This is a genomic window from Microbacterium nymphoidis, from assembly GCF_021044885.1.
Taxonomy (GTDB): domain Bacteria; phylum Actinomycetota; class Actinomycetes; order Actinomycetales; family Microbacteriaceae; genus Microbacterium; species Microbacterium nymphoidis.
This window is the reverse complement of the sequence record NZ_JAJNOD010000002.1, coordinates 353796-377017: the sequence shown is the minus strand read 5'-3', so window position 1 is coordinate 377017 and position 23222 is coordinate 353796. Positions and strand designations below refer to the sequence as shown.

General features: G+C 68.2%; 23 protein-coding genes. 10 read left to right on the top strand and 13 right to left on the bottom strand.

Features of this window, described 5'->3' with window-relative positions:
* Positions 1-48 precede the first annotated feature (48 nt).
* The 8 genes from LQ566_RS10980 to LQ566_RS10945 form a co-directional block, all read right to left on the bottom strand.
* On the bottom strand, positions 49-843 hold the full coding sequence (locus LQ566_RS10980) for an ABC transporter ATP-binding protein (RefSeq protein WP_231091743.1): 795 nt from the start codon (positions 841-843) through the stop codon (positions 49-51).
* The gene (locus LQ566_RS10975; protein ID WP_231091742.1) at positions 840-1949 is read right to left on the bottom strand and encodes an ABC transporter substrate-binding protein; all 1110 of its coding nucleotides are present in this window, start codon (positions 1947-1949) and stop codon (positions 840-842) included. The genes LQ566_RS10980 and LQ566_RS10975 overlap by 4 nt, the downstream gene beginning before the upstream one ends.
* Before the next feature lie 169 nt (positions 1950-2118).
* Complete coding sequence (locus LQ566_RS10970) at positions 2119-2994, bottom strand: MurR/RpiR family transcriptional regulator (protein ID WP_231091741.1); 876 nt, start codon at positions 2992-2994, stop codon at positions 2119-2121.
* The gene (gene phnE / locus LQ566_RS10965) at positions 2978-3805 is read right to left on the bottom strand and encodes a phosphonate ABC transporter, permease protein PhnE (RefSeq protein WP_231091740.1); all 828 of its coding nucleotides are present in this window, start codon (positions 3803-3805) and stop codon (positions 2978-2980) included. The genes LQ566_RS10970 and phnE (LQ566_RS10965) overlap by 17 nt, the downstream gene beginning before the upstream one ends.
* Positions 3802-4620 (bottom strand): phosphonate ABC transporter, permease protein PhnE, encoded by an 819-nt coding sequence (gene phnE / locus LQ566_RS10960; RefSeq protein ID WP_231091739.1) that lies wholly within the window; start codon positions 4618-4620, stop codon positions 3802-3804. The genes phnE (LQ566_RS10965) and phnE (LQ566_RS10960) overlap by 4 nt, the downstream gene beginning before the upstream one ends.
* Positions 4617-5441 carry a phosphonate ABC transporter ATP-binding protein gene (gene phnC, locus LQ566_RS10955; RefSeq protein ID WP_231091738.1) on the bottom strand — a complete coding sequence of 275 codons (825 nt, stop codon included), beginning with the start codon at positions 5439-5441 and terminating at the stop codon, positions 4617-4619. Before phnC ends, phnE (LQ566_RS10960) begins: the two co-directional genes overlap by 4 nt.
* Positions 5442-6431, bottom strand: a complete 990-nt coding sequence (locus tag LQ566_RS10950) for a phosphate/phosphite/phosphonate ABC transporter substrate-binding protein (RefSeq protein ID WP_231091737.1) — start codon at positions 6429-6431, stop codon at positions 5442-5444.
* A 23-nt stretch (positions 6432-6454) separates the two neighbouring features.
* Complete coding sequence (locus LQ566_RS10945; protein WP_231091736.1) at positions 6455-7132, bottom strand: HAD family hydrolase; 678 nt, start codon at positions 7130-7132, stop codon at positions 6455-6457.
* 122 nt (positions 7133-7254) lie between these two features.
* Between LQ566_RS10945 and LQ566_RS10940 the strand changes: the two genes are divergently transcribed.
* The 8 genes from LQ566_RS10940 (at position 7255) to LQ566_RS10905 (ending at position 16283) form a co-directional block, all read left to right on the top strand.
* A complete protein-coding gene (locus tag LQ566_RS10940) occupies positions 7255-7965 on the top strand; it encodes an amino acid deaminase (RefSeq protein WP_231091735.1) in 711 nt (236 codons plus the stop codon).
* A 35-nt stretch (positions 7966-8000) separates the two neighbouring features.
* On the top strand, positions 8001-8762 hold the full coding sequence (locus LQ566_RS10935) for a TIGR00645 family protein (RefSeq protein WP_231091734.1): 762 nt from the start codon (positions 8001-8003) through the stop codon (positions 8760-8762).
* Positions 8763-8900: 138 nt separating this feature from the next.
* Positions 8901-10103: a pyridoxal phosphate-dependent aminotransferase gene (locus LQ566_RS10930; protein WP_231091733.1), complete on the top strand. Its 1203-nt coding sequence runs from the start codon at positions 8901-8903 to the stop codon at positions 10101-10103.
* A 216-nt stretch (positions 10104-10319) separates the two neighbouring features.
* Entirely contained in the window at positions 10320-11498 is a 1179-nt protein-coding gene (gene chvE / locus LQ566_RS10925) for a multiple monosaccharide ABC transporter substrate-binding protein (RefSeq protein ID WP_231091732.1), read from the top strand.
* An 85-nt stretch (positions 11499-11583) separates the two neighbouring features.
* Positions 11584-13125, top strand: coding sequence for a multiple monosaccharide ABC transporter ATP-binding protein (gene mmsA, locus LQ566_RS10920; RefSeq protein WP_231091731.1), 1542 nt, complete (start codon positions 11584-11586; stop codon positions 13123-13125).
* The gene (gene mmsB / locus LQ566_RS10915) at positions 13122-14300 is read left to right on the top strand and encodes a multiple monosaccharide ABC transporter permease (RefSeq protein ID WP_231091730.1); all 1179 of its coding nucleotides are present in this window, start codon (positions 13122-13124) and stop codon (positions 14298-14300) included. The genes mmsA and mmsB overlap by 4 nt, the downstream gene beginning before the upstream one ends.
* Before the next feature lie 37 nt (positions 14301-14337).
* Entirely contained in the window at positions 14338-15516 is a 1179-nt protein-coding gene (locus LQ566_RS10910) for an ROK family transcriptional regulator (RefSeq protein ID WP_231091729.1), read from the top strand.
* On the top strand, positions 15513-16283 hold the full coding sequence (locus LQ566_RS10905; RefSeq protein ID WP_231091728.1) for an ATP-binding cassette domain-containing protein: 771 nt from the start codon (positions 15513-15515) through the stop codon (positions 16281-16283). The genes LQ566_RS10910 and LQ566_RS10905 overlap by 4 nt, the downstream gene beginning before the upstream one ends.
* A 64-nt stretch (positions 16284-16347) precedes the next feature.
* Here the strand turns inward: LQ566_RS10905 and LQ566_RS10900 are convergent, their stop codons facing one another.
* The 5 genes from LQ566_RS10900 to LQ566_RS10880 form a co-directional block, all read right to left on the bottom strand.
* A complete protein-coding gene (locus LQ566_RS10900; RefSeq protein WP_231091727.1) occupies positions 16348-17490 on the bottom strand; it encodes a UDP-N-acetylmuramate dehydrogenase in 1143 nt (380 codons plus the stop codon).
* A 2-nt stretch (positions 17491-17492) separates the two neighbouring features.
* Entirely contained in the window at positions 17493-17900 is a 408-nt protein-coding gene (locus tag LQ566_RS10895; protein ID WP_231091726.1) for a MaoC/PaaZ C-terminal domain-containing protein, read from the bottom strand.
* Positions 17897-18346 (bottom strand): FAS1-like dehydratase domain-containing protein, encoded by a 450-nt coding sequence (locus LQ566_RS10890; protein WP_231091725.1) that lies wholly within the window; start codon positions 18344-18346, stop codon positions 17897-17899. The genes LQ566_RS10895 and LQ566_RS10890 overlap by 4 nt, the downstream gene beginning before the upstream one ends.
* Positions 18347-18403: 57 nt before the next feature.
* Complete coding sequence (locus tag LQ566_RS10885) at positions 18404-19120, bottom strand: HAD family hydrolase (protein WP_231091724.1); 717 nt, start codon at positions 19118-19120, stop codon at positions 18404-18406.
* Positions 19121-19216: 96 nt separating this feature from the next.
* Positions 19217-20011, bottom strand: coding sequence for a sulfite exporter TauE/SafE family protein (locus tag LQ566_RS10880; RefSeq protein WP_231091884.1), 795 nt, complete (start codon positions 20009-20011; stop codon positions 19217-19219).
* Between the two features lie 83 nt (positions 20012-20094).
* On the opposite strand from LQ566_RS10880, the gene LQ566_RS17675 reads away from it, so the two are divergent.
* Together LQ566_RS17675 and LQ566_RS10870 are read left to right on the top strand one after the other, a co-directional pair.
* The gene (locus LQ566_RS17675; RefSeq protein WP_231091723.1) at positions 20095-20859 is read left to right on the top strand and encodes a GntR family transcriptional regulator; all 765 of its coding nucleotides are present in this window, start codon (positions 20095-20097) and stop codon (positions 20857-20859) included.
* A 149-nt stretch (positions 20860-21008) separates the two neighbouring features.
* Positions 21009-23201, top strand: a complete 2193-nt coding sequence (locus LQ566_RS10870; RefSeq protein ID WP_231091722.1) for an alkaline phosphatase family protein — start codon at positions 21009-21011, stop codon at positions 23199-23201.
* The last annotated feature ends 21 nt before the right edge of the window (positions 23202-23222 follow it).

The window sequence follows — 23222 nt, the reverse complement described above, 5'->3', positions numbered from 1 at the left end:
TGTGCGCAAGGGCACCGGCGAACGGCGGTGCGGCGAATCGTTCTCGTCTCAGACATGGACCTGCTCCATCTGCGCGCGAAGGGAACGGCGAACGACCGCTTCGATGTCACGGAACGCGTCGGTGGCATAGGCGTCTTCATCCCGAGGGCGGGGAAGATCGATGTCGATGACATCGGCGATGCGCCCGGGGTGAGCGGACATCACCACCACTCGATCCGAGAGCATGATCGCCTCGGGCACCGAGTGCGTCACGAACATGACGGCTTTGCGGTTGGACTGCCAGAAATCCAGCAGCGCGATGCGCTGCAGATCACGGTTCATCTCATCCAGCGCGGAGAACGGCTCATCCATCAGCATGATGGCGGGGTCGAAGGCGAAGGCGCGGGCGATCGCCGCACGCTGCTGCATGCCGCCGGAGAGCTGACCGGGGTGCTTGTGAATCGCGTGCCCCAGCCCGAAGGTGCGAAGCAGCTCCTCCGGATCGCGCAGCTGGCGCTTGCCGTTGGCAGCGCGATTGATCTGCACGGGCAGGCGCACGTTCTCCAGCACCGTCTTCCACGGCAGCAGCGCCGGCGACTGCGGCACCAGGCCGATGTTCTTCTTGCGTGACGCCTCCCGCACGGGCTCGCCGTCGATCGTGACGGATCCGGAATCGGCGTCGAGGAGTCCGGCGACCACTTTCAGCAGCGTCGATTTCCCGCTGCCGCTCGGGCCGATGACCGAGACGAACTCACCCATGCCGATCGTGAGACTGATGTCGTCGAGCACCGTCACGCGCTTGCCGTCCACGCCGAACGACTTGCTGACGCCGCGAACCTCGACGCCCGCTCCGGCCGCCATCATTTCGCCGGCCAGACGAGAGCGTCGCCCTGGTACAGGTCGGCGACGAGGTCCTCGTCCATCATGTCCGCGATGGCGGGAAGGCTCTTCACGTCGCCGTACTTCTGCACGAGCGCATACTCGGGCTCCCACATCGCCGCCGTCTGCACGCCGGGGGCACCGCCAGTGCTGTCACGCACCCAGGCGGACTCGACCTCCCAGGTGCGCGCCAGCTGTTCGCGCGGGAACGCGGCACCCTGGTTGTTCGCTTCGGCGAGGGCCGCGAGCTTGTCGATGCACATGTCGGACTGCTCCAGGCACTCCCCCAGCGCCCGCAGGCTCGCCCGCATGAAGTCCGCCGCCACCTCGCGGTGCTCCGAGAGGAACTTCGAGTTGACCTCCATCACGTTGTAGGTGCCCTGCACGTCGAACTCATCAGGAAGGAACTCGACGAACGGCTGATCCGCCGCGCGCAGCGCCTGCGGCTGGTTGGAGGCGTACCCCACGATGGCGTCGACCTGGTCGCGCACGACCACCGTCGGATCGTAATTGGTCATCTTCACCATCTCGACCTTCGACGCGTCGACGCCCGCGTTGTCCAGCATCGCGGATGCGATCGGGGTGAGATTGATGAAGTAACCGAGCGACCCGCCCTCGAGATCCTTCAGGGACTGAAGCTTGTCGTTCCCGAAGATCGAGAACGGCGGCGTCGTGCCGTACGTGGCGATCGCGGTCAGGTTCTTCGAGTTCGCGGCGGCGAGCATCACGTCGCTGGCGCTGCCGAGCGCCGTGAACTGCGCCTGACCCGCTGCCACGAGCTGCTGCCCGTTGGCTCCGGAGGCGTTGATCTCGACATCCAGGCACAGCTCGTCGAAGTAGCCCAGCTCCTGGGCGAGGAACACGTCCATCTGCCCCGCGCTGGCGGAGTAGCCGTAACCGGAGATGTAGGTGATGGTGCCGACCGCCTTGTTCCGCGCGCACGTGTCCGCGTCGACGGCCGCGTTACTGGGGGCTGCGGTCGATGAGTTCGACTGCGTCGAGCAGCCGGTGAACACGAGTGTCAGAGAGAGTGCGGTCGTCACAGTGGCGGCTACCCGTCGTCGGGTGCGCTGCGCAGAGGGAGTGGCCATGGGGGTCCCTTCTCGGCCTTCGTCATTGATTGGCTCGATCAAAGTAACATAGTCAATCTTGACTGTGCAAGATCAAACCATTTCGCCCCATCCGGAGCAGTCCCCCCTCGGGGACGACGAAAAACGCAGCCCGGACCGCGTCCGGGCTGCGTTCTCGAGGTTCGGGTGGCTACTCGCCGGCGTCGGTGAGGTTCTCCGAGAGGATCTCGAGCACACGACCGCGCGCATCCGCGGCCCGCGAGCCGAGCTCGCGGGCGACGGCATCGACGAAGACCTCCACGAAGACAGCGTGAGCCACGCGGGAGGTGTGCTCCAGCTCGTCGCGGAAGGAGACGCCCGAGGGCGCGATCACCAGTGACCGATCCGCCAGCTCGGTCAGCGCAGACGACGCGAACGAGGTCAACGCGACGATGCTCGCCGCATTCCGGGCGGCCGCAGCGGCACGCAGCGACGACTCGTTGGCTCCTGACCCGGAGATCACGAGACACACGTCCTGCCAGCCGAGACCGCTCGCGGCGATCTGCTGGGCGATCGCATCCGGAACGAACTCCGCGGGCCGACCCACCGCGGTGAGCCGCATCGACAGGTCGCTCGCGATCGGCGCCGACAGCCCGTTGGCGACGACCAGCAGGCGCCGCGCCTCGGCCACCGAACGCACCGCCGCCGACACGACCTCGTCGTCCAGCATGCTGATCGCCTGCGGGAGCGACTGCGCCACACGATCGATGGCCGCGCGCATACGTCCCACGACGCTCTCGTCGTAGTCCGTGCCGCTGTCGCCGTGCGCGGCGAGTTCGGCCGCCAGCGCCACCCGCAGCTGCGGGAAGCCGCGATAGCCGAAGCTCTGACAGGCGCGGATCACGCTGGAGCGCCCGATCCCCACCCGGTCAGCGAGCTCCTGGGCGGTCAGCTCCACGACGGTCTCGGGCGACTGCAGCACCAGATCCGCCACGCGTCGCTCGGTGGGCTGAAGCGAGTTCAGCACCGTAGCGATGCGCACACTGGGCGGGGCACTGCGCGCTCCCGGCTCACTGCTGCTTGACACGTGCACCCTCCATGATCCGCCGGCGCAGCGCCCCGGAGACGGCGTCGATGGCCATCGTGACGACCACCACGACGATCAGCAGCACGCCGACCGTCGACCACTCACGGTACTGGGTGTAGGAGGTCAGCATGTCGCCGATGCCGCCGACGCCGATCAGTCCGAGCACCGCGGACGAGCGGACGTTGATCTCGAAGCGGTACAGCCAGAACGACAGGAAGGCCGGCGCGACCTGCGGCCACACGCCCCACCGGATCACCTGCAGGGTCCCGCCTCCTGCGGCGCGCGCCGCCTCGATCGGGCCCGGAGTGACCGCCTCGACCGCCTCGTACCCCCACTTGCCGAGGGTGCCGACACCATTGATCGCGAGGGCCAGGGCTCCCGTCAGCGGAGTGAGGCCGGTGACGGAGAGGATGATGATGGCGAAGATGATCTCCGGTACGGCCCGGATCAGCGAGAAGATCCCGCGCAGCAGCCACCGCAGCCAGGCAGGGCCGAATCCGCGCGCGGCGAAGAAGCTGACCGGCGTGGCGAGGATGATGCCGAGCACCGTGCCGATCCAGGCCATCTCGATGGATCGCCAGGTCTGCAGCAGGGCGTCGGGCAGCTTCGCCCAGTTGGGCGAGGCGAACATCAGGCCGACGTAGCGGATGATCTCCGCCGGCAGATCGGCGAGGCGCGACCAGGTGATGTCCACCGACCAGAACGCCACCAGCACCACGACGGTGACCGCACCGCCGACGAGAAGCCGCCACGGATGGCGGGGCTGGACGGGCAACGAGGACGCGGGGCGCGCGAGGCCGACGGCGCTCATACGAGCCTCCGTCGGATGGCATCGCTGACCACGTCGATGACGATCACCACGATGAGGATCTCCAGGATGATGAGCGAGAGCTGATCGTAGCGGTAGAACGTACGAACCGAGTCGATCAGCAGCCCCATGCCGCCCGCCCCGACCAGACCCAGGACGGTGGAGGCACGAACGTTCAGCTCGAACACGAACAGCACCTGGCTGGCGAACGCCGGCCAGGTGTCGGGAAGCACCAGGGCGCGGTTGATCTGCGTCTGCGTGCCACCGGCCGCCCGGCCAGCCTCGATCGGCCCGGCGTCGGTGATGTCGATGGCCTCCGAGACCAGCTTGACGATGATGCCGAGATTGAAGATGACCAGCGCGAGGATGCCGGGCAGGGCACCGACGCCCACCATCGCCACGAGCACCGCGGCGTACAGCAGGTCCGGGATGGAGCGGATGACGTTGAGGACCGTCCGCACCACGCCGCGCGACCACGCGTTGGGGTTGCTCGGACGAGCCGCCCAGAAGCTCACCGGCAGCGCGATCACCGAGGCGACCGCGGTGGCGATCACGGCCATCTGCAGCGTCTCCACCCAGGGCGCCACGGTGCGTGGGAAGAACGCCCAGTCCGGCATCAGGAGCTTGACGACCTTGTCGGCGCCGTGCTGCCAATTGCGCACGATCGCCTGCAGATCGAAACCGATGCCGATACCGGGCAGGCACATGATGACGGTGATCGCGATGACCACGGCGGCGATGGCCCACAGCTTCCACCGGCCGCGAGGACGCTCCGGAAGCGTCACGCTGCGGCCATTGGCGAGAGTCACCGAACTCATGCGCCGGACCGGTCCGCGGTGGTGAGGGAGCGACCGTAGATCTCCTCGAAATCGGCATCGGTGGCCGTGGCCGCGGGACCGTCGTAGACGACCGTGCCGCCCCGCATCCCGATCATCCGGGTGCCGAACTCGCGCGCGAGATCCAGCAGGTGCAGGTTCACCAGCACCGTGATCCCGAGGTCGCGGTTGATGTCCTGCAGGTCCGTCATCACGCCGTGGGCGGTGGGCGGGTCCAGGCTCGCGACGGGTTCGTCGGCGAGCACGATGCGCGGCTGCTGCGCCAGAGCGCGCGCGATCGCGACGCGCTGCTGCTGTCCGCCCGACAGGGCCGAGGCACGATCGTAGAGCTTGGGGAGGATCCCCACCCGATCCAGGGCGTCGTACGCGAGCTCCTTGTCCGTCTCGCGATAGGCGCCGATCATGGTGCGCCAGAGCGGCGTGTGGGCGAGCCGGCCCACGAGCACGTTCTGCAGCACGCTGGCGCGACCGGCCAGGTTGAACCCCTGGAAGACCATGCCGATGTCGCCGCGCAGGCGCCGAAGCTCACGACCGGAGGCACCATCGACGTGGTGACCGCCCACGGTGAGAGACCCGGAGCTGACCGGAACCAGCCCGTTGATCGTTCGGATCAGCGTGGACTTCCCCGAGCCGGACAGGCCGACGACGGCCACCATGTCGCCCGCGGCGATGTCCAGGCTCACATCGTCGAGGCCGACGACGCCGTTGGGATAGCGGACCGTGACGTGGTCGAGCGAGATCGACCACGGCGCGGACGCCACGGCCGAAGCCGCGACGTCCGCGCTGTTGTGCGTGGCGGTCACTTACTGCAGCCCCAGTTCCTTCGCGGCCTTGGCCACCACGTCCAGGGAGGACGGGTCGGCCGGGGCCAGCTTGGTGATGGAGTAGATGCTCTGCAGCGCCTCGGAGCCGGCCTCGGTGTTGGAGAAGTCCTCGAGGGCCTTGGTGATCTTGTCGCGCAGCTCGGGCGAGAGGTCGTCGGTCAGTGCGACGCCGTCGTTGGGGATCTCCTCGCTGAGCGCGAAGACGACGACCTTCTGACCGACGTCAGGGGTGTCCTTCTTCACGATGTCACGCGCATCCCAGAAGCTGAAGCCGACCTCGGCGTCGCCGTTGTAGACGGCCAGCACGCTGGCGTCGTTAGCGGTGACCGGCAGCTTCTCGAAGTCCTTGTCGATGTCCAGCCCGGCCTCCTTCAGCGCGAGCATCGGGTAAATGTAGCCGGCGGGCGAGCCCGGACCGAGCAGGGCCACCTTGGAGCCGGCGATCTTCGCGATGGCGTCGAGTCCCGCCGGACCCTTCAGCGCGTCGGCGCCGTTGCAGAACAACTTGCCGTCACGCTCGACCGGCTTGTCCGCACAGTACTTGTCGGGGTTGTTCGTCATGAACTGCGCCGGGTAGGTGATGTTGCCGTTGCGCTCGGTCTGCAGCACGGTGTGAGCGCCGTACATGTCCGAGGCCTGCCACAACTGCAGCGACGGCAGGAACCCGATCTGAGCCTGGCCTGCGCCCATCGCCTCGACGGCTGCCTGGTAGTCCTTGGAGACCACGCCGGTCACCGGGATCCCCAGCGCCTCGGTCAGCGCGTCGGTGAGCGGAGCTGCCGTCTCGACAAGACCCGACTGGTCCTGCGAGGGCACCAGCGCAAGGGTGAGCGAGGTGGGGTCGGAGGCGGCGGCGCCGGTCGCGTCGCCGCCGGCGGATCCGGAGTCACCGGAGGCGCAGCCGGCCAGGCCGAGGGCGATGAAGGCTGCGGCGCCGAGGCCGGCAGCGCGGATGAGGGAGGTGCGCATGTGCATTCGCTTTCGTGTGGGGCTCAGAGTGCAGAGGTGGCTGAAGAGTGGGAAGTGGAGGTGGAAAGCCACGAGTGCAGGTCTTCCCACAGCTCGGGCAGAGTCGGTGCACGGTGATCGGGAGTGGCGGACTCGTCCGCGAACTCGCCGACCAGTGCGGTGCGGCCACCCCGGCGGTGCACCGGGGCGAGGTCGTTGCGCCAGATGTCTCCGATGCTCAGCACATCGGTGACGCCTTCCGTAGCGAGGTCATCGAGCAGGGCCTCCAGCCCTGCGGGCTTGCCGACGCTGGTGACGACGCGATCGAAACCGCCCGCGATACCCAGTGCGTCCAACGCTTCGGCGATGCGCACGTCCGGCGCATTGGTGGCGAGGATGCGCAACGCGCCTGCCTCCCCTGCCGCCCGGAGGAACTCGGCAAGACCCGCGGGAGCGGTGATCGTGGCCTCCGGCGTGCCGAGCACGGCGCGGCTGGCGAAATAGGCGGCGCTCAGCACGTCGGCGGTGACGCCGCGGTCCTCTGCCGCCGCGCGGATCACGTCGTATCCGTCCAGCAGATCGGGCGAGGGCACCGCGAGCGCCTGTTCGATCCCGGTCACGCCGCCGAGTTCCTCGACCGCACGGGCATAGGCCCGCAGCGGCCCGTCGCCGAGTGCGACGGTACCGTCGAAGTCGAAGATCACTGCTGGTCGGTTGGTCACGAATCCTCCTGGTGGACGTTGCGTCCATGATGCACGCAAATGGTGGACATTTCGACCATTCTTCATGAACGACGCGTGAACACCCGACCGGGCGCCGGAAACAGGCGTCCTAGAGTGGGCTCATGCGCTCCGATCTCCCGACCGACAGCGACCCTCACGACACTCACGTCCATCGCCTGGACGAGGCGGCGGTCATCGCGTCCACCGATCCCGACCGTGCCATCACGTCCCTCCGCTGGCTCGATGCATCGATCACTTCAGACCGGGACGCGCGCGCGTTCGCGGCCTGGGGATGGTCAACGGTCATCGATGAGAACACCGGAGAGCCGGTGATCGGCACTGAGCTGTTCGCCGCGCTGCATCGCCGCGCGGGGATCAGCGCCACCTGGCCGGTGGGCAACGCCGGACTCCTGCACTGCTACGGATATCTGCTCTCGCGCGCCCGGACCCCGTACGGACTCAAGCGCGAGAGGTGGCTGTCCTCCGAACTCGCACGCGCCGCCGGGCTCCCCGGCGACGCCCTCACCCCGTGGCGGCCCGGGTCGACGCTGCTGGCACGAGCCGCACGGCTGATGGCCAGCGCCCTGAGCGATGACGCACCACACCTGGACATCGACGTTCCCGCATCGGAAAGCACCGTGGCATCGCGAATCGGCATCCTGCACAACGCCGGGATCTCCGCGGTGGCATACAGCGTGGCGGGGCGGCTCATCACGACCTTCCCGATGAGTACTCCCCCGGAACGGATCCGCAGCGACCTGTCGGCAGAATCACCCCGGCTGCGCTGGAATGCGGTCCTTCCGGCCGCCGGTCATCCGCACCCCGTATCCTGAATCGTCCCGAAACGAACGAGATCCAGGGGGAACCTGTGGCCGCCCAGAAGTCCGCGAACTCCGCTCACGGCACGACGACCTACAACGATCGGCCCAGCGCACGAGCGCTCGGCGCCTTCATTTTCGCCAGCCGGTGGCTGCAAGCCCCGATCTACGTGGGGCTCATCGTCGCGCAGCTGGTGTATGTGGTCGTCTTCATCTACGACCTCATCGGCCTGATCGGTGACGACGTCATCACGCCGATGGTCAGCGGCCATCACCCCAACGAGTCCACCATCATGCTCGCGGTGCTGGGACTGATCGACGTGGCCATGATCGCCAACCTCCTGATCATGGTGATCGTCGGAGGCTACGAGACCTTCGTCTCCAAGATCAACCTGGAACAGCACCCCGACCAGCCGGAGTGGCTCAGCCACGTCAACGCGAACGTGCTGAAGGTCAAGCTGGCCATGGCGATCATCGGGATCTCCTCGATCCACCTGCTGAAGACCTTCATCGAGGTCTCGAACATGAAGGACGGCGTCGCACCCGGCCTCGCCGACGGCGGTCACGGCAACGAGATCACCTGGGAGGGCGCGATGTGGCAGGTCATCATCCACATCGCCTTCATCTTCTCGGCCCTCGCGCTGGCGTGGATCGACCGGATGCAGATCACGGCGGATGCCCGCATGCGCGTGGCGGAGGCCGAGGCCACCAAGACGCAGCTGGAAGCCGACGTCCTGGAGAACTCGCTGCCCGAGGTGCACCGGGACGCCCGGCCTGCGGCGCCCGTGGTGTCGCCGGATCTGCACGCCTGATCCGGATCAGTTCCGCGAGGCCTTCCCCCGCGGGCGAGAGCCGGCGCAATGCGTCGATCCTCGCCCGCAGCCGGCATTCTCGCCGTGGTCTGTGACGAACAACACGACGGAAATCGCGCTGCGCGGTACGCTCGGGGTGTGACTGAGCGCGCTCCCCTCTCCCGCAAACTTTCCGCCATCGCCGAGTCTGCGACCCTCAAGGTCGATGCCAAGGCCAAGTCGCTGCAGGCGGCGGGCCGTCCGGTGATCTCCTACGCCGCGGGCGAGCCCGATTTCGCCACCCCGCAGTTCGTCGTGGACGCCGCCACGGAGGCGCTGAAGGACCCCAAGAACTTCCGCTACACCCCTGCCGCGGGTCTGCCGGTGCTGCGCGAGGCGATCGCCGCGAAGACACTGCGCGACTCCGGCCTGGAGGTGGCACCGAGCCAGGTGATCGTCACCAACGGCGGCAAGCAGTCGGTGTACCAGGCGTTCCAGGCCGTGGTGAACCCCGGCGATGAGGTGCTGCTTCCCGCCCCGTACTGGACCACCTACCCCGAGGCCATTCAGCTGGCCGACGGCGTCCCCGTCGAGGTGTTCGCCGGCTCCGACCAGGAGTACAAGGTCACGGTGGAGCAGCTGGAGGCCGCTCGCACCGACAAGACCACCGTGCTGGTGTTCGTCTCCCCCTCCAACCCCACCGGTGCCGTCTACACGCCGGAGGAGACCCGCGCCATCGGACAGTGGGCGCTGGAGCACGGGATCTGGGTCATCTCCGACGAGATCTACCAGAACCTCACCTATGATGGCGTGAAGGCTCTCTCGATCGTCGAGGCCGTGCCCGAGCTCGCCGGCCAGACCATCCTCGTCAACGGCGTCGCCAAGACCTATGCGATGACCGGTTGGCGCGTGGGCTGGATGGTCGGCCCCGCCGACGCGATCAAGGTGGCGGGCAACCTGCAGTCGCACCTGTCCAGCAACGTCAACAACATCGCCCAGATCGCGGCGGCCACGGCCCTCACCGGCCCGCAGGACGAGGCGGAGCAGTTCCGTCTGGCGTTCGACCGCCGGCGTCAGCTGATCGTGTCGGAGCTGTCGAAGATCGACGGCATGACCGTGCCGACCCCGCAGGGCGCGTTCTACGTGTACCCGGACGTGACGGGCCTGCTCGGCCGCACCTGGCGCGGCAAGACGCCCACCACCAGCCTCGAGCTCGCAGACCTCATCCTCGACGAGGTCGAGGTGGCCGTGGTTCCCGGCGAGGCGTTCGGTCCGTCCGGCTATCTGCGTCTCTCGTACGCCCTGGGCGATGACGCACTTCTCGAGGGCGTTCACCGCCTGCAGGAGCTGTTCCGCTCCTAATCCGTTTCATAGCGCGCAAATGGCTCCAATCCCCCGTGGATTGGAGCCATTTGCGCGCTATGAAACGGATTTCGTTGAGTTTGAGTCACGAAACGATATCGACGACTTGACTTCGAGTCTCGAACCCAACAGAGTATTCACCGTCGATGAAGACCCTTCGAGTCTTCATCGGAGGACGCCGACCGGCGTGACGTTCACAGCAAAGGAGCTCAGAGAATGAAGAAGAAGTACGCAGTGGCCGCATTCGGCCTCGCGGCGATGCTCACCCTCGCCGGTTGTGGCGGAGGCGGTGCGGGCGGCGGCGCAGGTGCCGGTGCCGGCGGCGACGCGACCTCGGGCGCCACCGGCGGCGCGGCGGACAAGGGCGACGTCCTCGTCGGCGTCTCGATGCCCACGCAGACCTCGGAGCGCTGGATCGCCGACGGCGATGCCGTGAAGAAGGGACTGGAGGACGCCGGCTACCAGGTGGAGCTGCAGTACGCGGGCGATGACATCCCCACGCAGGGTCAGCAGATCGACCAGATGATCACCAAGGGTGCCGACATCCTGATCATCGCCGCCATCGACGGAACCGCGCTGTCCACGCAGCTCGACGCCGCGGCCGCAGCCAACATCCCGGTGGTCTCCTACGACCGCCTCATCCGCGACAACGAGAACGTCGACTTCTACGTCACGTTCGACAACTACAAGGTGGGTGTCCAGCAGGCGACGTCGCTGCTCGTGGGCCTCGGCCTGCTCAAGGAGGACGGCTCCGAGGGCACCGCCACCGGGCCGTTCAACATCGAACTGTTCGCCGGCTCGCTGGACGACAACAACGCCCACTTCTTCTGGCAGGGCGCCATCGACACCCTGCAGCCGTACATCGACAAGGGCACCATCAAGGTCCCGTCGGGTCAGACCAAGATCGAGCAGGCGGCGACGCTGCGCTGGCAGCAGGAGACGGCGCAGAAGCGCATGGAGGACCTGCTCACCTCCACGTACAGCAACGGCACCAAGCTCGACGGCGTGCTGTCACCCTACGACGGCATCTCGCGCGGCATCATCACGGCGCTCCAGGGCGTCGGGATGGGCCCGACGGTGGCCGACGGCCTGCCGATCGTCTCCGGTCAGGACGCCGAGATCGCCTCGGTCAGCCTGATCAACAAGGACGTCCAGTTCGCGACGATCTTCAAGGACACCCGCAAGCTCGCGGAGCAGTCCGTGGTGGTCGCCGAGGACATCCTCGCCGGCAAGGACCCCGAAGCCAACGACACCAAGACGTACGACAACGGCGTCAAGGTGGTCCCGAGCTACCTGCTGCAGTCGGACGTGGTCTACAAGGACAACATCCAGAAGCTGCTGGTCGATTCCGGGTACTGGACCCAGGACGAGGTCGACAAGGGCGTCGCGGAGTAAGCACGCCACCGACGGGGGTGCGTCGCACGCGCGGCGCACCCCCGCTCAGGCGATTGCATCCGCACAGGTGAAAGGAGGAACCGGCATGAACGCACCCATCCTGCAGATGCGCGACATCACCAAGACGTTCCCCGGCGTGAAGGCGCTCCAGGGCGTCGATCTCGAAGTCGCGACGGGAGAGATCCACGCGATCTGCGGCGAGAACGGCGCCGGCAAGTCGACCCTCATGAAGGTGCTCTCCGGGGTCTACCCGCACGGCACCTACGAGGGCGAGATCGTCTACGAAGGCGAGGAGGCGCGCTTCTCGTCGATCAACGACTCCGAGCACGTCGGCATCGTCATCATCCACCAGGAGCTCGCCCTGGTGCCCTACCTCAGCGTCGCGGAGAACATCTTCCTCGGCAACGAGCGACGCGGCCGGGGACGGCTCATCGACTGGGATCGCACCAACGCCGAGGCCGCGAAGCTGCTGGCCCAGGTCGGTCTGGACGAGAACCCGACCACCCCGGTGGGCCAGCTCGGTGTGGGCAAGCAGCAGCTCGTGGAGATCGCCAAGGCGCTGTCCAAGAACGTGCGCCTGCTGATCCTCGACGAGCCGACGGCTGCCCTCAACGACACCGACTCCGCTCAGCTGCTCGATCTGCTGCGCCGGCTCCGCGAAGACGGCATGACCTCGATCATCATCTCGCACAAGCTGAACGAGATCGCTGCGATCGCGGACAGCACCACGATCATCCGGGACGGTCGCACGATCGAGACCCTCGACATGCACGACCCCGCCTCCACCCAGGAGCGGATCATCCGCGGCATGGTGGGACGCGATCTCGAGCACCGCTACCCGGAGCGCACCCCCGACATCGGCGACGAGGTGTTCCGCATCGAGGACTGGTCGGTGAACCACCCCACCCAGCCCGGCCGCGTCGTGGTCGAGGGCGCGAACCTCACCGTGCGCGCCGGCGAGGTGGTCGGCATCGCCGGCCTCATGGGCGCGGGGCGCACGGAACTCGCCATGAGCGTGTTCGGCCAGACCTATGGCCGCGGCGCCACCGGCAAGGTGTTCGTGCGAGGGCGCGAGGTGGACACCTCCACTCCGTCGAAGGCGATCGCGGCAGGCATCGCGTACGCCACCGAGGACCGCAAGCACTTCGGCCTGAACCTCATCGACGACATCCGCCACAACATCTCGGCCGCATCCCTCGGGCGTATCTCCCGCGGTGGCTGGATCGAGGGCAACGAGGAGCTGGCCGTCGCGGAGCGCTACCGGGCGGACATGAACATCAAGACGCCCACCGTGCTGGCCACCGTCGGGAACCTCTCCGGCGGCAACCAGCAGAAGGTGGTGCTGAGCAAGTGGATCCAGACGGAGCCCGATGTGCTGATCCTCGACGAACCCACGCGCGGAATCGACGTCGGCGCGAAGTATGAGATCTATACGATCATCAACAGGCTCGTGGCCGCAGGAAAAGGTGTGCTCGTGATCTCCTCGGAGCTTCCCGAGCTGCTCGGCATCTGCGACCGCATCTATACCCTGGCGTTCGGGCGCATCACCGGTGATGTTCCCATCGCGGACGCCGACCAGGAGAACCTCATGACCCTGATGACCCTCGAAAGGACCAACGAGCGATGACCGCCGTCAACAACCTCGCGAGCCTCGTGACGCGGAACCTCCGCCAGAGCGGCATCGTCGTCGCGTTCGTGGCGATCGTGATCTTCTTCGCGATCCTGAACCCGACCTTCCTCTCGCCGGGCAACCTCACCAACATCGTCCTGCAGTACTCCTACATCCTGATCCTCGCCATCGGCATGGTGATCGTCATCATCGCCGGCCACATCGACCTCTCGGTGGGATCGGTGGTGGCGCTCACCGGAGCGGTGGCCGCCGTGATCGTGATCAAGGGTCAGCAGCCGTGGTGGGTCGGCGTGCTCGCCGCCCTGGCCGTCGGCATCGTGGTGGGCGCCTGGCAAGGCTTCTGGGTGGCGTATGTGGGCATTCCCGCCTTCATCGTGACGCTCGCCGGCATGTTGCTGTTCCGCGGCCTCACCTTCCTGGTGCTCAACAACGTGTCGCTGTCGCCCTTCGGCGGCGAGTACTACCAGATCGCCAATGGCTTCTTCAACGGTCTCCTGGGCGGCTACGGGGTCGACACCTTTACGCTGGTGATCTTCGGGATCGGCGTGGTGGGCTACGTGGTCTCGCAGATCCGCGCCCGTCGCGGCAAGATCGCCTACCAGCAGAGCGTCGAGGGCCTGCCGTGGTTCATCCTGAAACTCGTCGCGGTGGCCGCCGTGGTGATGTGGTTCGGCTTCCAGCTGGCCAGCAGCCGTGGACTCCCGTTCGTGCTGATCATCCTCGCCGTGCTGATCATCGTGTACTCGATCATCACGCAGAAGACGGTGTTCGGCCGTCATGTCTACGCCATCGGCGGCAACCTCAACGCAGCCCTGCTCAGCGGTGTGAAGGTGAAGAAGGTCAACTTCTGGATCTTCGTCAACATGGGCCTGCTCGCCAGCATCGCCGGCATCGTGTTCTCCGCTCGCACCAACGGCGCTCAGCCCGGCGCGGGGAACATGTTCGAGCTGGACGCCATCGCGGCCTGCTTCATCGGCGGCGCGGCGGTCACCGGCGGTGTCGGCCGCGTGGGCGGCGCGATCATCGGTGGCCTCATCATGGCCGTGATGAGCAACGGCATGCAGCTGATGGGTCTGGACCAGGCGACGCAGCAGGTGGTGAAGGGCCTCGTTCTCCTCATCGCCGTGGCCTTCGACGTCTGGAACAAGCGTCGCGCGGGGGCCGCACGCTGATCCGGGTTCGCACCGGTGGCCGCGATAGGCTCGCGCTGTGAGCAGATGGCCGGCCGGATCCCAGTCAGGACTTCGCGAGGCAAACGCCGCGAAGATCATTGACACGATCAAGCGCTTCGGCGGGCTCACGCAGGTTGAGCTCGCCGAAGCGACCGGTCTTTCCGCGGCGACGGTGTCGGCCATCGTGAAGGACCTCTCCCAGTCGGGGATGGTGGAGACCCATCCCACCTCGCGCAGCGGCCGCCGGGCCCAGCTGGTCACCATCGCCCGCCGCACGGGGGTGGTCGGCGCCGTGCACGTGGGGACCCGGTCGATGCGGGTGCGCCTCAGCGACGTGAACCAGACCTCGCTGGCGGAGCGCTCCATGCCGCTCGCCGCCGATCACGCCGAGGACACGGTGCTCGACCGCATCGCACTGCTGATCGTGGACATGCTCGGCATGATCGCCGCAGAGGCGGACGACCTCATCGGCGTCTGCATCGCTGTCCCGGTTCCCGTTGACCCGGCCACCGGTCATGTCGCGCTGCGCGGCATCATGCGCCGGTGGGAGGGCGAGCCGCTTGCGGAGGTCATGAGCCGGCGCCTGGCCTGCCCGGTGTTCGTCGAGAAGGACGCGAATCTCGCGGCCCTCGCCGAGTCGATTCGCGGTTCGGCACGAGACGCCGCGGAGAGCGTGTTCGTGCGCGCGTCGCACGCCACCAGCGCCGGCATCATGATCAACCGCCGTATCCACCGAGGTCACGACGGTGCAGCGGGCGAAATCGGGCATGTGCAGGTGGACCCTGCCGGAGCCATCTGCCGGTGCGGTCAGCGCGGCTGCCTGGACACCGTCGCCGGTGCCGATGCCATCCTCGAGCCGCTGCGAGCCACCTACGGCCAGTTGAGCTTTCGTGACGTCATCGTCCAGGCGGCGGCTGGGGACCCCGGCTGCGCGCGCGTGATCGCCGATGCCGCCTCCGCGATCGGAACCGTGGTGGCGGGTCTCGGTCGCGCCATCTCCCCCGCGGTCGTCAGCGTCGGCGGGGAGCTCACGGAGGCCGGGCCGATCTTCATGGTCCCCTTCACCAATGCGCTTCGTGCGCACACGCCCGCGGGTCTGCACTCCTTCCAGGACCCGGTTCCCTCCGCGTTCGGCACCGACGCCGAACTGGTCGGCGCCACCATCATGGTGTTGCAGTCCACGGATTCCACGTCCCTTCTCGAGGAGCGAGCATGAGCCTCCCCGTCTCGATGCCGGCAGCGCAGCCGGCACCGCCGCTGCTGAACATGCGCGCCGTCACCAAGCAGTTCGGTGCCGTGGAGGCGTTGAAGGACGTCGATTTCACCGTCCACGCCCGTGAAGTGGTCGGACTCGTCGGCGACAACGCGGCCGGCAAGTCCACCCTGGCGAAGATCATCGCGGGCGCGCTCACCCCCACCGCGGGCGAGATCAGGGTGGACGGAGAGGTACGGGAGATCTCCTCCCCCTCCGACGCGCACGCCCTGGGAATCGCCACCGTGTTCCAGGATCTCGCCGTCTGCGAGAACCTCGATGTCACGGCGAACGTGTTCCTGGGCCGGGAGCTGCGCGGCAGCGGCGGCTGGATGCAACAGGGCGAGATGGAGGTCGCCACGCGCGCCGCGCTCAACGACCTGGCCGCGCACATCCCCTCCATCCGCAGCCCGCTGCGTGACCTCTCCGGCGGACAGCGCCAGGCCGTGGCGATCGCCCGCACGCTCATCGGTCAGCCGCGCCTGGTCATCCTGGACGAGCCGACGGCGTCGCTCAGCGTGGCGCAGACGGCCGAGGTGCTGACCCACATCGAGCGACTGCGCGAACTGGGCCTCGGTGTCGTGTTCATCAGCCACAACCTCGCCGACGTGCAGGCGATCTCCGACCGTGTCGAGGTGCTACGCCACGGTCGCAACAACGGCAGCTTCAGCGCCGATGTGCCGCAGGCCGATCTCATCGCCGCGATCGTCGGGGCCACTCGGCGGGGATAAGCCTTCGTAGTGCGCGAATGGCTCCTATCCGGGCGGGATAGGAGCCATTCGCGCGCTATGAAAGCTAGAGCTCCACGCCGACGAGGATCGGCTCGGGCTGCAGCGTGAGGCCGAACTCGGACTGGACGCGGGCACGGACGAACCGCGCCAGCTCCGCGATCTCCTCGGCAGAGGCACCGCCCCGGTTGGTGAGGGCGAGCGTGTGCTTGGTGGACAGACCGGCTCGCGATCCCGGAAGCCGGAATCCCTTGGCCACCCCGGCGTGCTCGATGAGCCATCCCGCGCTGACCTTGACGTCCTGAGTCGCAGCGACGATCGGGGGCACCGTTCCGTCATATGCCGCCAGCGGAATGGCCGTCGCCGTCGCCGTGCCGCTGTCGGCGGCCACGGGCCAGCGCGGGCAGTCAGCCGGCAGCGTCCGGGCGAAATCCTCCGGAACGATGGCGTTCTGGAAGAACGACCCGGCGCTGTTCGTATCGGGATCGGCGGGATCGAGCACCATGCCCTTGCGCGCCCGGATCGACAGGATGGCACGGCGCACCTCCGCCAGCGTCATCGACTCGTGGTCCCCCAGCCCCAGCGCAGTGCGCAGCTGGCCGGGCGGGATGGACAGCGCGGCGTCCCCGACCACGCCGAGATCCAGGGTGACGCTCAGGATCACCGCGTCGCGCTCAGCCACCGAGCCGTAGTGGCTCTTGAGCACCGAGGTCCGAAAACCCAGTCCCAGCTCCGCGGCGGGAACTTCCGACACCTCGCCGGTGGACTCGTCGATGAGTTCCACGCCGACCAGGGTCTGGACGATCTCCTGCCCGTACGCCCCGATGTTCTGCACCGGCGCCGCGCCCACGGTTCCCGGGACGCCGGAGAGCGCCTCGATGCCGGCGAGCCCGTGCTCCACCGTCCAGCCCACGAGATCGTCCCAGCCGTGGCCGGCCTGCACGCGGATGCGGGCGACGCCGTCGGCGGGGTCGTCCAATCGCTCGATGCCCGTGGTGCGCACACGGATCACGGTGTGATCGAGTTCGCCGTCACCGGCGAACAGGTTCGAGCCGCCGCCCAGCACCAGCCACGGCTCGCCCGATGCCCAGGTCTCGCGGAGCGCGTCGACGAGCTCCTCGCGCGTGTGCGCGTCGATCATCCGGGCGGGCACGCCGCCCGAACGCAGGGTGGTGAGCTCGCTGAGCGGGATCGGGGTGATCTCCGCCATGCTCACGCGTCCGTGCGGACCGTGAGCTGCGCCTTGCCCAGCACGGTGGTCTCGCCGTGCTTGACCGTGAGATCGATGCGCACGGCGCCCTCCAGCACCGCACCGACCACGGCGATGATGTCCAGGTGCGCGCCCTCGGCGGCGTCCACGACCACAGGACGAGTGAACCGCACGCCGTAGTCGGTGATCCGGCCGGTGTCGCCGATCGCCTCGGCCACGGTGTTCACGGCGATGCCCATGGTGAGCATGCCGTGGGCGAGCACGCCGGGAAGGCCCACCTCGGCGGCGATGTCGTCACGGTAGTGGATCGGGTTGAAGTCCCCGGAAGCCCCGGCGTACTTCACCAGGCTGTCGCGAGTGAGGTGCACGCTGCGCTGAGCGATCACATCGCCCTTCTCGAACGCGGTCATTCGGCTCCTCCTCCCACCAGCAGCACGGATGTGGCGGTAACGACGTGCGCGCCCTGCGCATCGGTGATCGTGGCTTCGCTCGTGACCATGGCGTTGCCGCCGAGAGTGCGGATTCCGGTGACGGCCAGCTGTGCCACCAGCTCGTCGCCGGCGACGATCGGGCGCGAGTAGCTGAAGCGCTGTTCGGCGTGCACGAGACGGTGCAGCTCGATGCCGGAGTCCTCCAGCTCGAGCAACTGCTGCATGGTGCGGTCCTGGATCACCATGGCGAAGGTCGGCGGTGCGACGACATCCGCGTAACCCAGCGCACGCGCGGCCTCGGGGTCAACGTGCTGCGCTGCGGTGGCGAACGTGGCGCGCGCGAACTCGCGCACCTTCTCACGACCGACGAGATAGGGGGCGGTCGGCGGGAACACACGCCCGACCAGATCCGGATTCACACTCACCCCGCCATCCTACCGACCCGCTCTCCGGCGCCCTCCGCGCGGGCCGGGGAAAACGGCTCAGCCCCGGTCGAGGATCGATGCGACGAGATCGGCCATATCGGTGATGATGACCTCCGCCCCGGCCGCGAGCAGGCGCTCGGCCGGGGTGTGGGTGGCATCGCCCGGGGCATAGCCCCACACGCGTGCCCCGGCCGCCACACCCGCTGTCACCCCGGCGACCGTGTCCTCCACCACCACGGTGCGCTCGGGCCCCACCCCCAGCGCGGCCATCGCCGAAAGATAGACATCCGGCGCAGGCTTCGTGCGCGGCTGTTCGAGCCCCGAGAACACCTGGGCTCCGAACGCATCGGCCAGGCCCAGCATGTCCAGCTGCAGCTCGATCTTCGCCCGATCCGCGCCGCTGGCCAGCGCGATCCCGCGCGGAAAACGTCGGGCCGCGGCACGCACGGCCTCGGCGGCGCCGGAGATCGGCTGCAGGTGTGCGCGAAGCGCCTCGTCGCGGCCGGCCCGGAACCGGACGATCCAGTCGTGGTCGATGCGCACACCTGTGTGCTGCTCGATCACGTCAGCGCGGTCGATCAGGGCATGCCCCGCGAACTCCGCCAGGCACTCCTCGCGAGTGAGCTGCCAGCCGAGCTCCGCCAGCATCCCCCGCAGCACCTCGTTGGTGAGCCCCTCGGAGTCGGCGATGACGCCGTCGCAGTCGAAGATGACGGCATCCACGCGAGTGGGGACGGCGGTGGGCGCGGGCGTGGTGCCGGTGCTGGCGGTCATGGTCTCGGGGGTCTCCGGTGCGGTGTCAGTGGTCGGTCATGGCGTCGGGGCTGTGGTGGCGGTGTCGGCGGCCCGGCGTCAGCGCTGCGGACCGCGTCAGTCCTGGTTCCGGCCGCGGATGGCCTTGATCGCCATCTGGGCACCGATGTAGACCATGAACACCGCGAACAGGATGTTGCCCAGCCACGGATCGATGTGGCTCGCGAAGAACGCCCCGACCGCCGTCGTGCAGCACGCGGCCAGGCCGATCAGCACGCCGCCGAGCAGATCGACGTTTCCGCGCCGGACGTTGCCGATCGTGCCGGACAGTGCGGTCGGGATCATCATGAGCAGCGAGGTGCCCTTGGCGATGAGATCGCTGGCGCCGAACAACAGCATGAGCAGCGGCACCACCACGACGCCACCGCCGACGCCCAGCAGGCCCGCAAGGACTCCGGTGACCAGGCCCAAGAGCACGAGTCCCGGCCCGGTGAGCCAGGTGACGTGGAGTTCCGCATCGCGCGAGGGCACCACGAAGAACAGGCTGATGATCACCAGCACCACGAAGGCGACGAAGCCCCAGCGCAACGCGGTCTGGGAGATGCGCGGCAGCAGGGCGGTGCCGATCTGCGCGCCCACGACGGATCCGGCGGCGAGGATGAGCGCGGGGATCCAGGCGACGTTTCCGCCGACCGCGTAGGAGATCACCCCGACGGTGGCGGTGGGGACGATGGCGGCGAGCGAGGTGCCTGCGGCGATGCGCTGGTCGAAGGCGAGGAGCATCACGAGCAAGGGGACGATCACCGTGCCACCGCCCACCCCGAACAGGCCCGATAGCAATCCCGCCGCCAGGCCGATCACGAGGTACAGGATGATCGATCGCGCGGAGCGCGGGGCGGCGTCGGGGGTCATCACTGCTCGAGCCTATCGTCCGGCGCTGCGCCTTCCGGCCGCCTCCGTCGTCGAGGCGCCGACGAGGCGGGTAGCATCCGAGCGTGGCATCTCAGGAGGGCGCGAGCACCCGACGCGACGGCGAAGCGCCGACGCAGACGGCGCGCATCAGCGCGGACCTCCGGCGGCGCATCGTTGCGGGAGAGTTCCCGATGGGCGAGCGGCTGCCGAGCGAGGCCGCGCTCGGAGGCCAGTACGGCGCGACGCGCAGCGTCATCCGAGGCGCGCTGGCGCGCCTCGCGCGCCTGTCTCTGGTCGAGGCCCGGCCGCGGGATGGCTGGATCGTGCTCGACGCCCGCCGCACGCAGGGATTCGCCCGCATGCAGTCGTTCGCGGAATGGGCACTCGCCGGCGGCCGCATGCCCGGCGGCCGGATCGCCAGCCGGGAGACGGGCGCAGCCACAGCGCGCGAGGCTCAGCGCTTCGGAATCCGGTTGGGCGAGCCGCTGGAACGCTTCGTCAGAGTACGGACTCTGGACGAGCGCCCCGTCATGGTCGAACGATCGACCTGGGCGCCGTGGTTGGCTCCCGTGGTGGCCGAGTTCGCCGACGACGTGGTCTCCACCACCCAGGCACTCGCCGACGCGGGCATCGTGGTCGCCGCCACGAACCATCGCATCGAGGTGTCCGCGGCATCCACGGACGAGGCCGCCCTCCTCGGCGTCCGCCGCTCGAGTCCGCTGCTGCAGGTGTCACGAACCACGGTCACCGCAGACGGGCGCCTGGTGGAGATCGGGGTGGATCGCTATCGCGCCGGCGTGATCGCCTTCGAGATCGACGCCGGCGCCCCGACCCGCAGCGCCATCTGACCGTCGCCGGCACCGAGGCAGCCCAGTGTGCGCACTCGGCGAGCGGACTGCGCGCACGCCATACGGATGACGACCGGCGTTCACCCGGCGTTCGGATTCGGTTGCTGGTGTCGTGAGGTCCCCCTTCACGCCCCGATTCAGGAGTTCGGATGTCCAGCGAGCCCACCCCCTTCACCCCCGATCCCTACGAGCGCGCGAAGACCGTTCCCGACCAGATCCTGCGCTCCGGTCTCTCTCGTCGCGGCATGCTGAAGGCGCTCGGCCTCATGGGCGCCGCCGCTGCGGCGGGGGTCGCGGGTGTCACGGCCTCCAGCACGCCGGCGTCCGCCGCGCAGGCAGCCGCCGCGAACGCCGCTCCCGCGGCGGCATCCCGCGTTCGCGCGGTGCTCCCCGACGGCTTCGCGGGGGACATCACCGACATCAAGCACGTGGTCGTGCTGATGCAGGAGAACCGGTCGTTCGACCACTACTACGGCGCTCTCCCGGGCGTGCGCGGCCACAACGACAAGCAGGCGCTGCGCTTCCAGAACGGCACCGACGTCTTCTCGCAGCCCTCCGGCACCTCGTTCGTCCGGCCGAACCGGGTCACCACGGTGGCCGGTTCCACCACGGGGCTCGACCACTCCTACTCCGGCGGCGCGGGCGCCTGGGCGGGTGGCCGCTACAACAACTGGATCGGGGCCAAGGGTGCGAGCACGATGAACTACCTGAGCGGCGAAGAGCTGCCCTGGCAGTATTCACTGGCCAGCGCATACACGATCTGCGACAACTGGCACTGCTCCGTCATGGGTCCCACCACGCCCAACCGGCTCTACGCGTGGACGGGGACATCCGGCGGCGGCACGGGCAACGGCGGTGAATCCAACGGCATGCGCGCCTGGCAGACCTACCCCGAAGCGCTCCAGGACGCCGGCGTCTCCTGGCGGATCTACGTGGACAACACCAACAACGGCTCGAGCTGGGTCGGCGACTACACCGACAACCCCATCCGCGGCTTCGCATCGTTCACGACATCGGGGTCGACGGCCACCGACATCGCCAATCGCAACGATCCCGTCAAGAACGCACCGGGAACGGGACTGGTGTGGCGCGCAGGTTCGGCGCCCTACAAGAGCACCGGCGTGCCGAACAATGACAGCGATACCAACCTGGACGGCGTGCTCCGCGACTTCATCGCGGCATGCCGCCCCGGAGCGGAGTTCCCCCTCCCCCAGGTGAGCTGGGTGGTTGCGCCCTACAGCTGGTCGGAGCATCCCTCGGCCAACCCGGAGCACGGCGCGCACTTCTGCAACCGGGTCATCTCCACGCTGCAGAGCAACGAGGAGATCTGGAACAGCACCCTGCTGATCATGACCTTCGACGAGAACGACGGCTACTTCGACCACGTGCTCCCGCCGTTCGCCGAGCCGGGCACCGAGGGCGAGTACTCCGGTTCCACGCCGCTCGGCTACGGCGCCCGCATCCCCACCATCCTCGTCTCCCCGTGGACGCGCGGCGGCTGGGTGGGGACCGAGACGTTCGATCACACCTCGATCATCCGGTTCCTGGAGACGTGGACGGCCGCCATCGGAACCCCCGCGCGCTCGACGACCATCACCGACTGGCGCCGCGCCATCAGCGGCGACCTGACGAGCGCGATGGACTTCCAGAACCCGATCTTCGATGTCCCGTCGCTCCCGGACACCGATGCGCTCGTCCAGATCGCCCGCGCCGGCGGCACCATCAGCACACAGGTTCCCGAGGCGGACAAGTGGGACGGCGGCACGCTGACGGCACGCCCGCTGTCATACCACCCGCACGGCACATTCACCGAAGACCGCGCGGCGGGAACGGTTACGGCGACGCTGAGCCTCGCGGGAGGACCCGACGGCAAGGCCGTGAGCCTGCAGGCCTTCCCCGACCGCCACCTGCCGTTCAGCAACACGCCCTACACCGTCTCGGCGGCGAACCCACGCACGCACACCTGGGACGCCACGGCCACCGAGGGCCGCTACGCGTTCTCGGTGTACGGACCGGACGGATTCGTCCGCTCCCACGCAGGAACCGTCATCCCGGCGGGACAGAACAACGCCGGGGTACCCCGTGTGGACGTCGACCTCGTCGGAGGATCCGAGCCCACGGTGACGGTGCAGCTGCACAACGACGGCCGCCAGCCGGTGCACTACAACGTGGTGCCGAACGACTTCGCCGGCGAAGCGCGGCGCGTGTGGGTCAAGCCCGGCGAGAGCGCCGAGCTCGTCTGGCCGACCGACAACGGTTACTACGACGTGGTCATCACCGCCGACACCAGCACCGGGTGGGTGCATCGCTATGCCGGCCGCGTCGCCCAGCTCGGCTTCTGAGACGGATCGGAGAGAACAGAG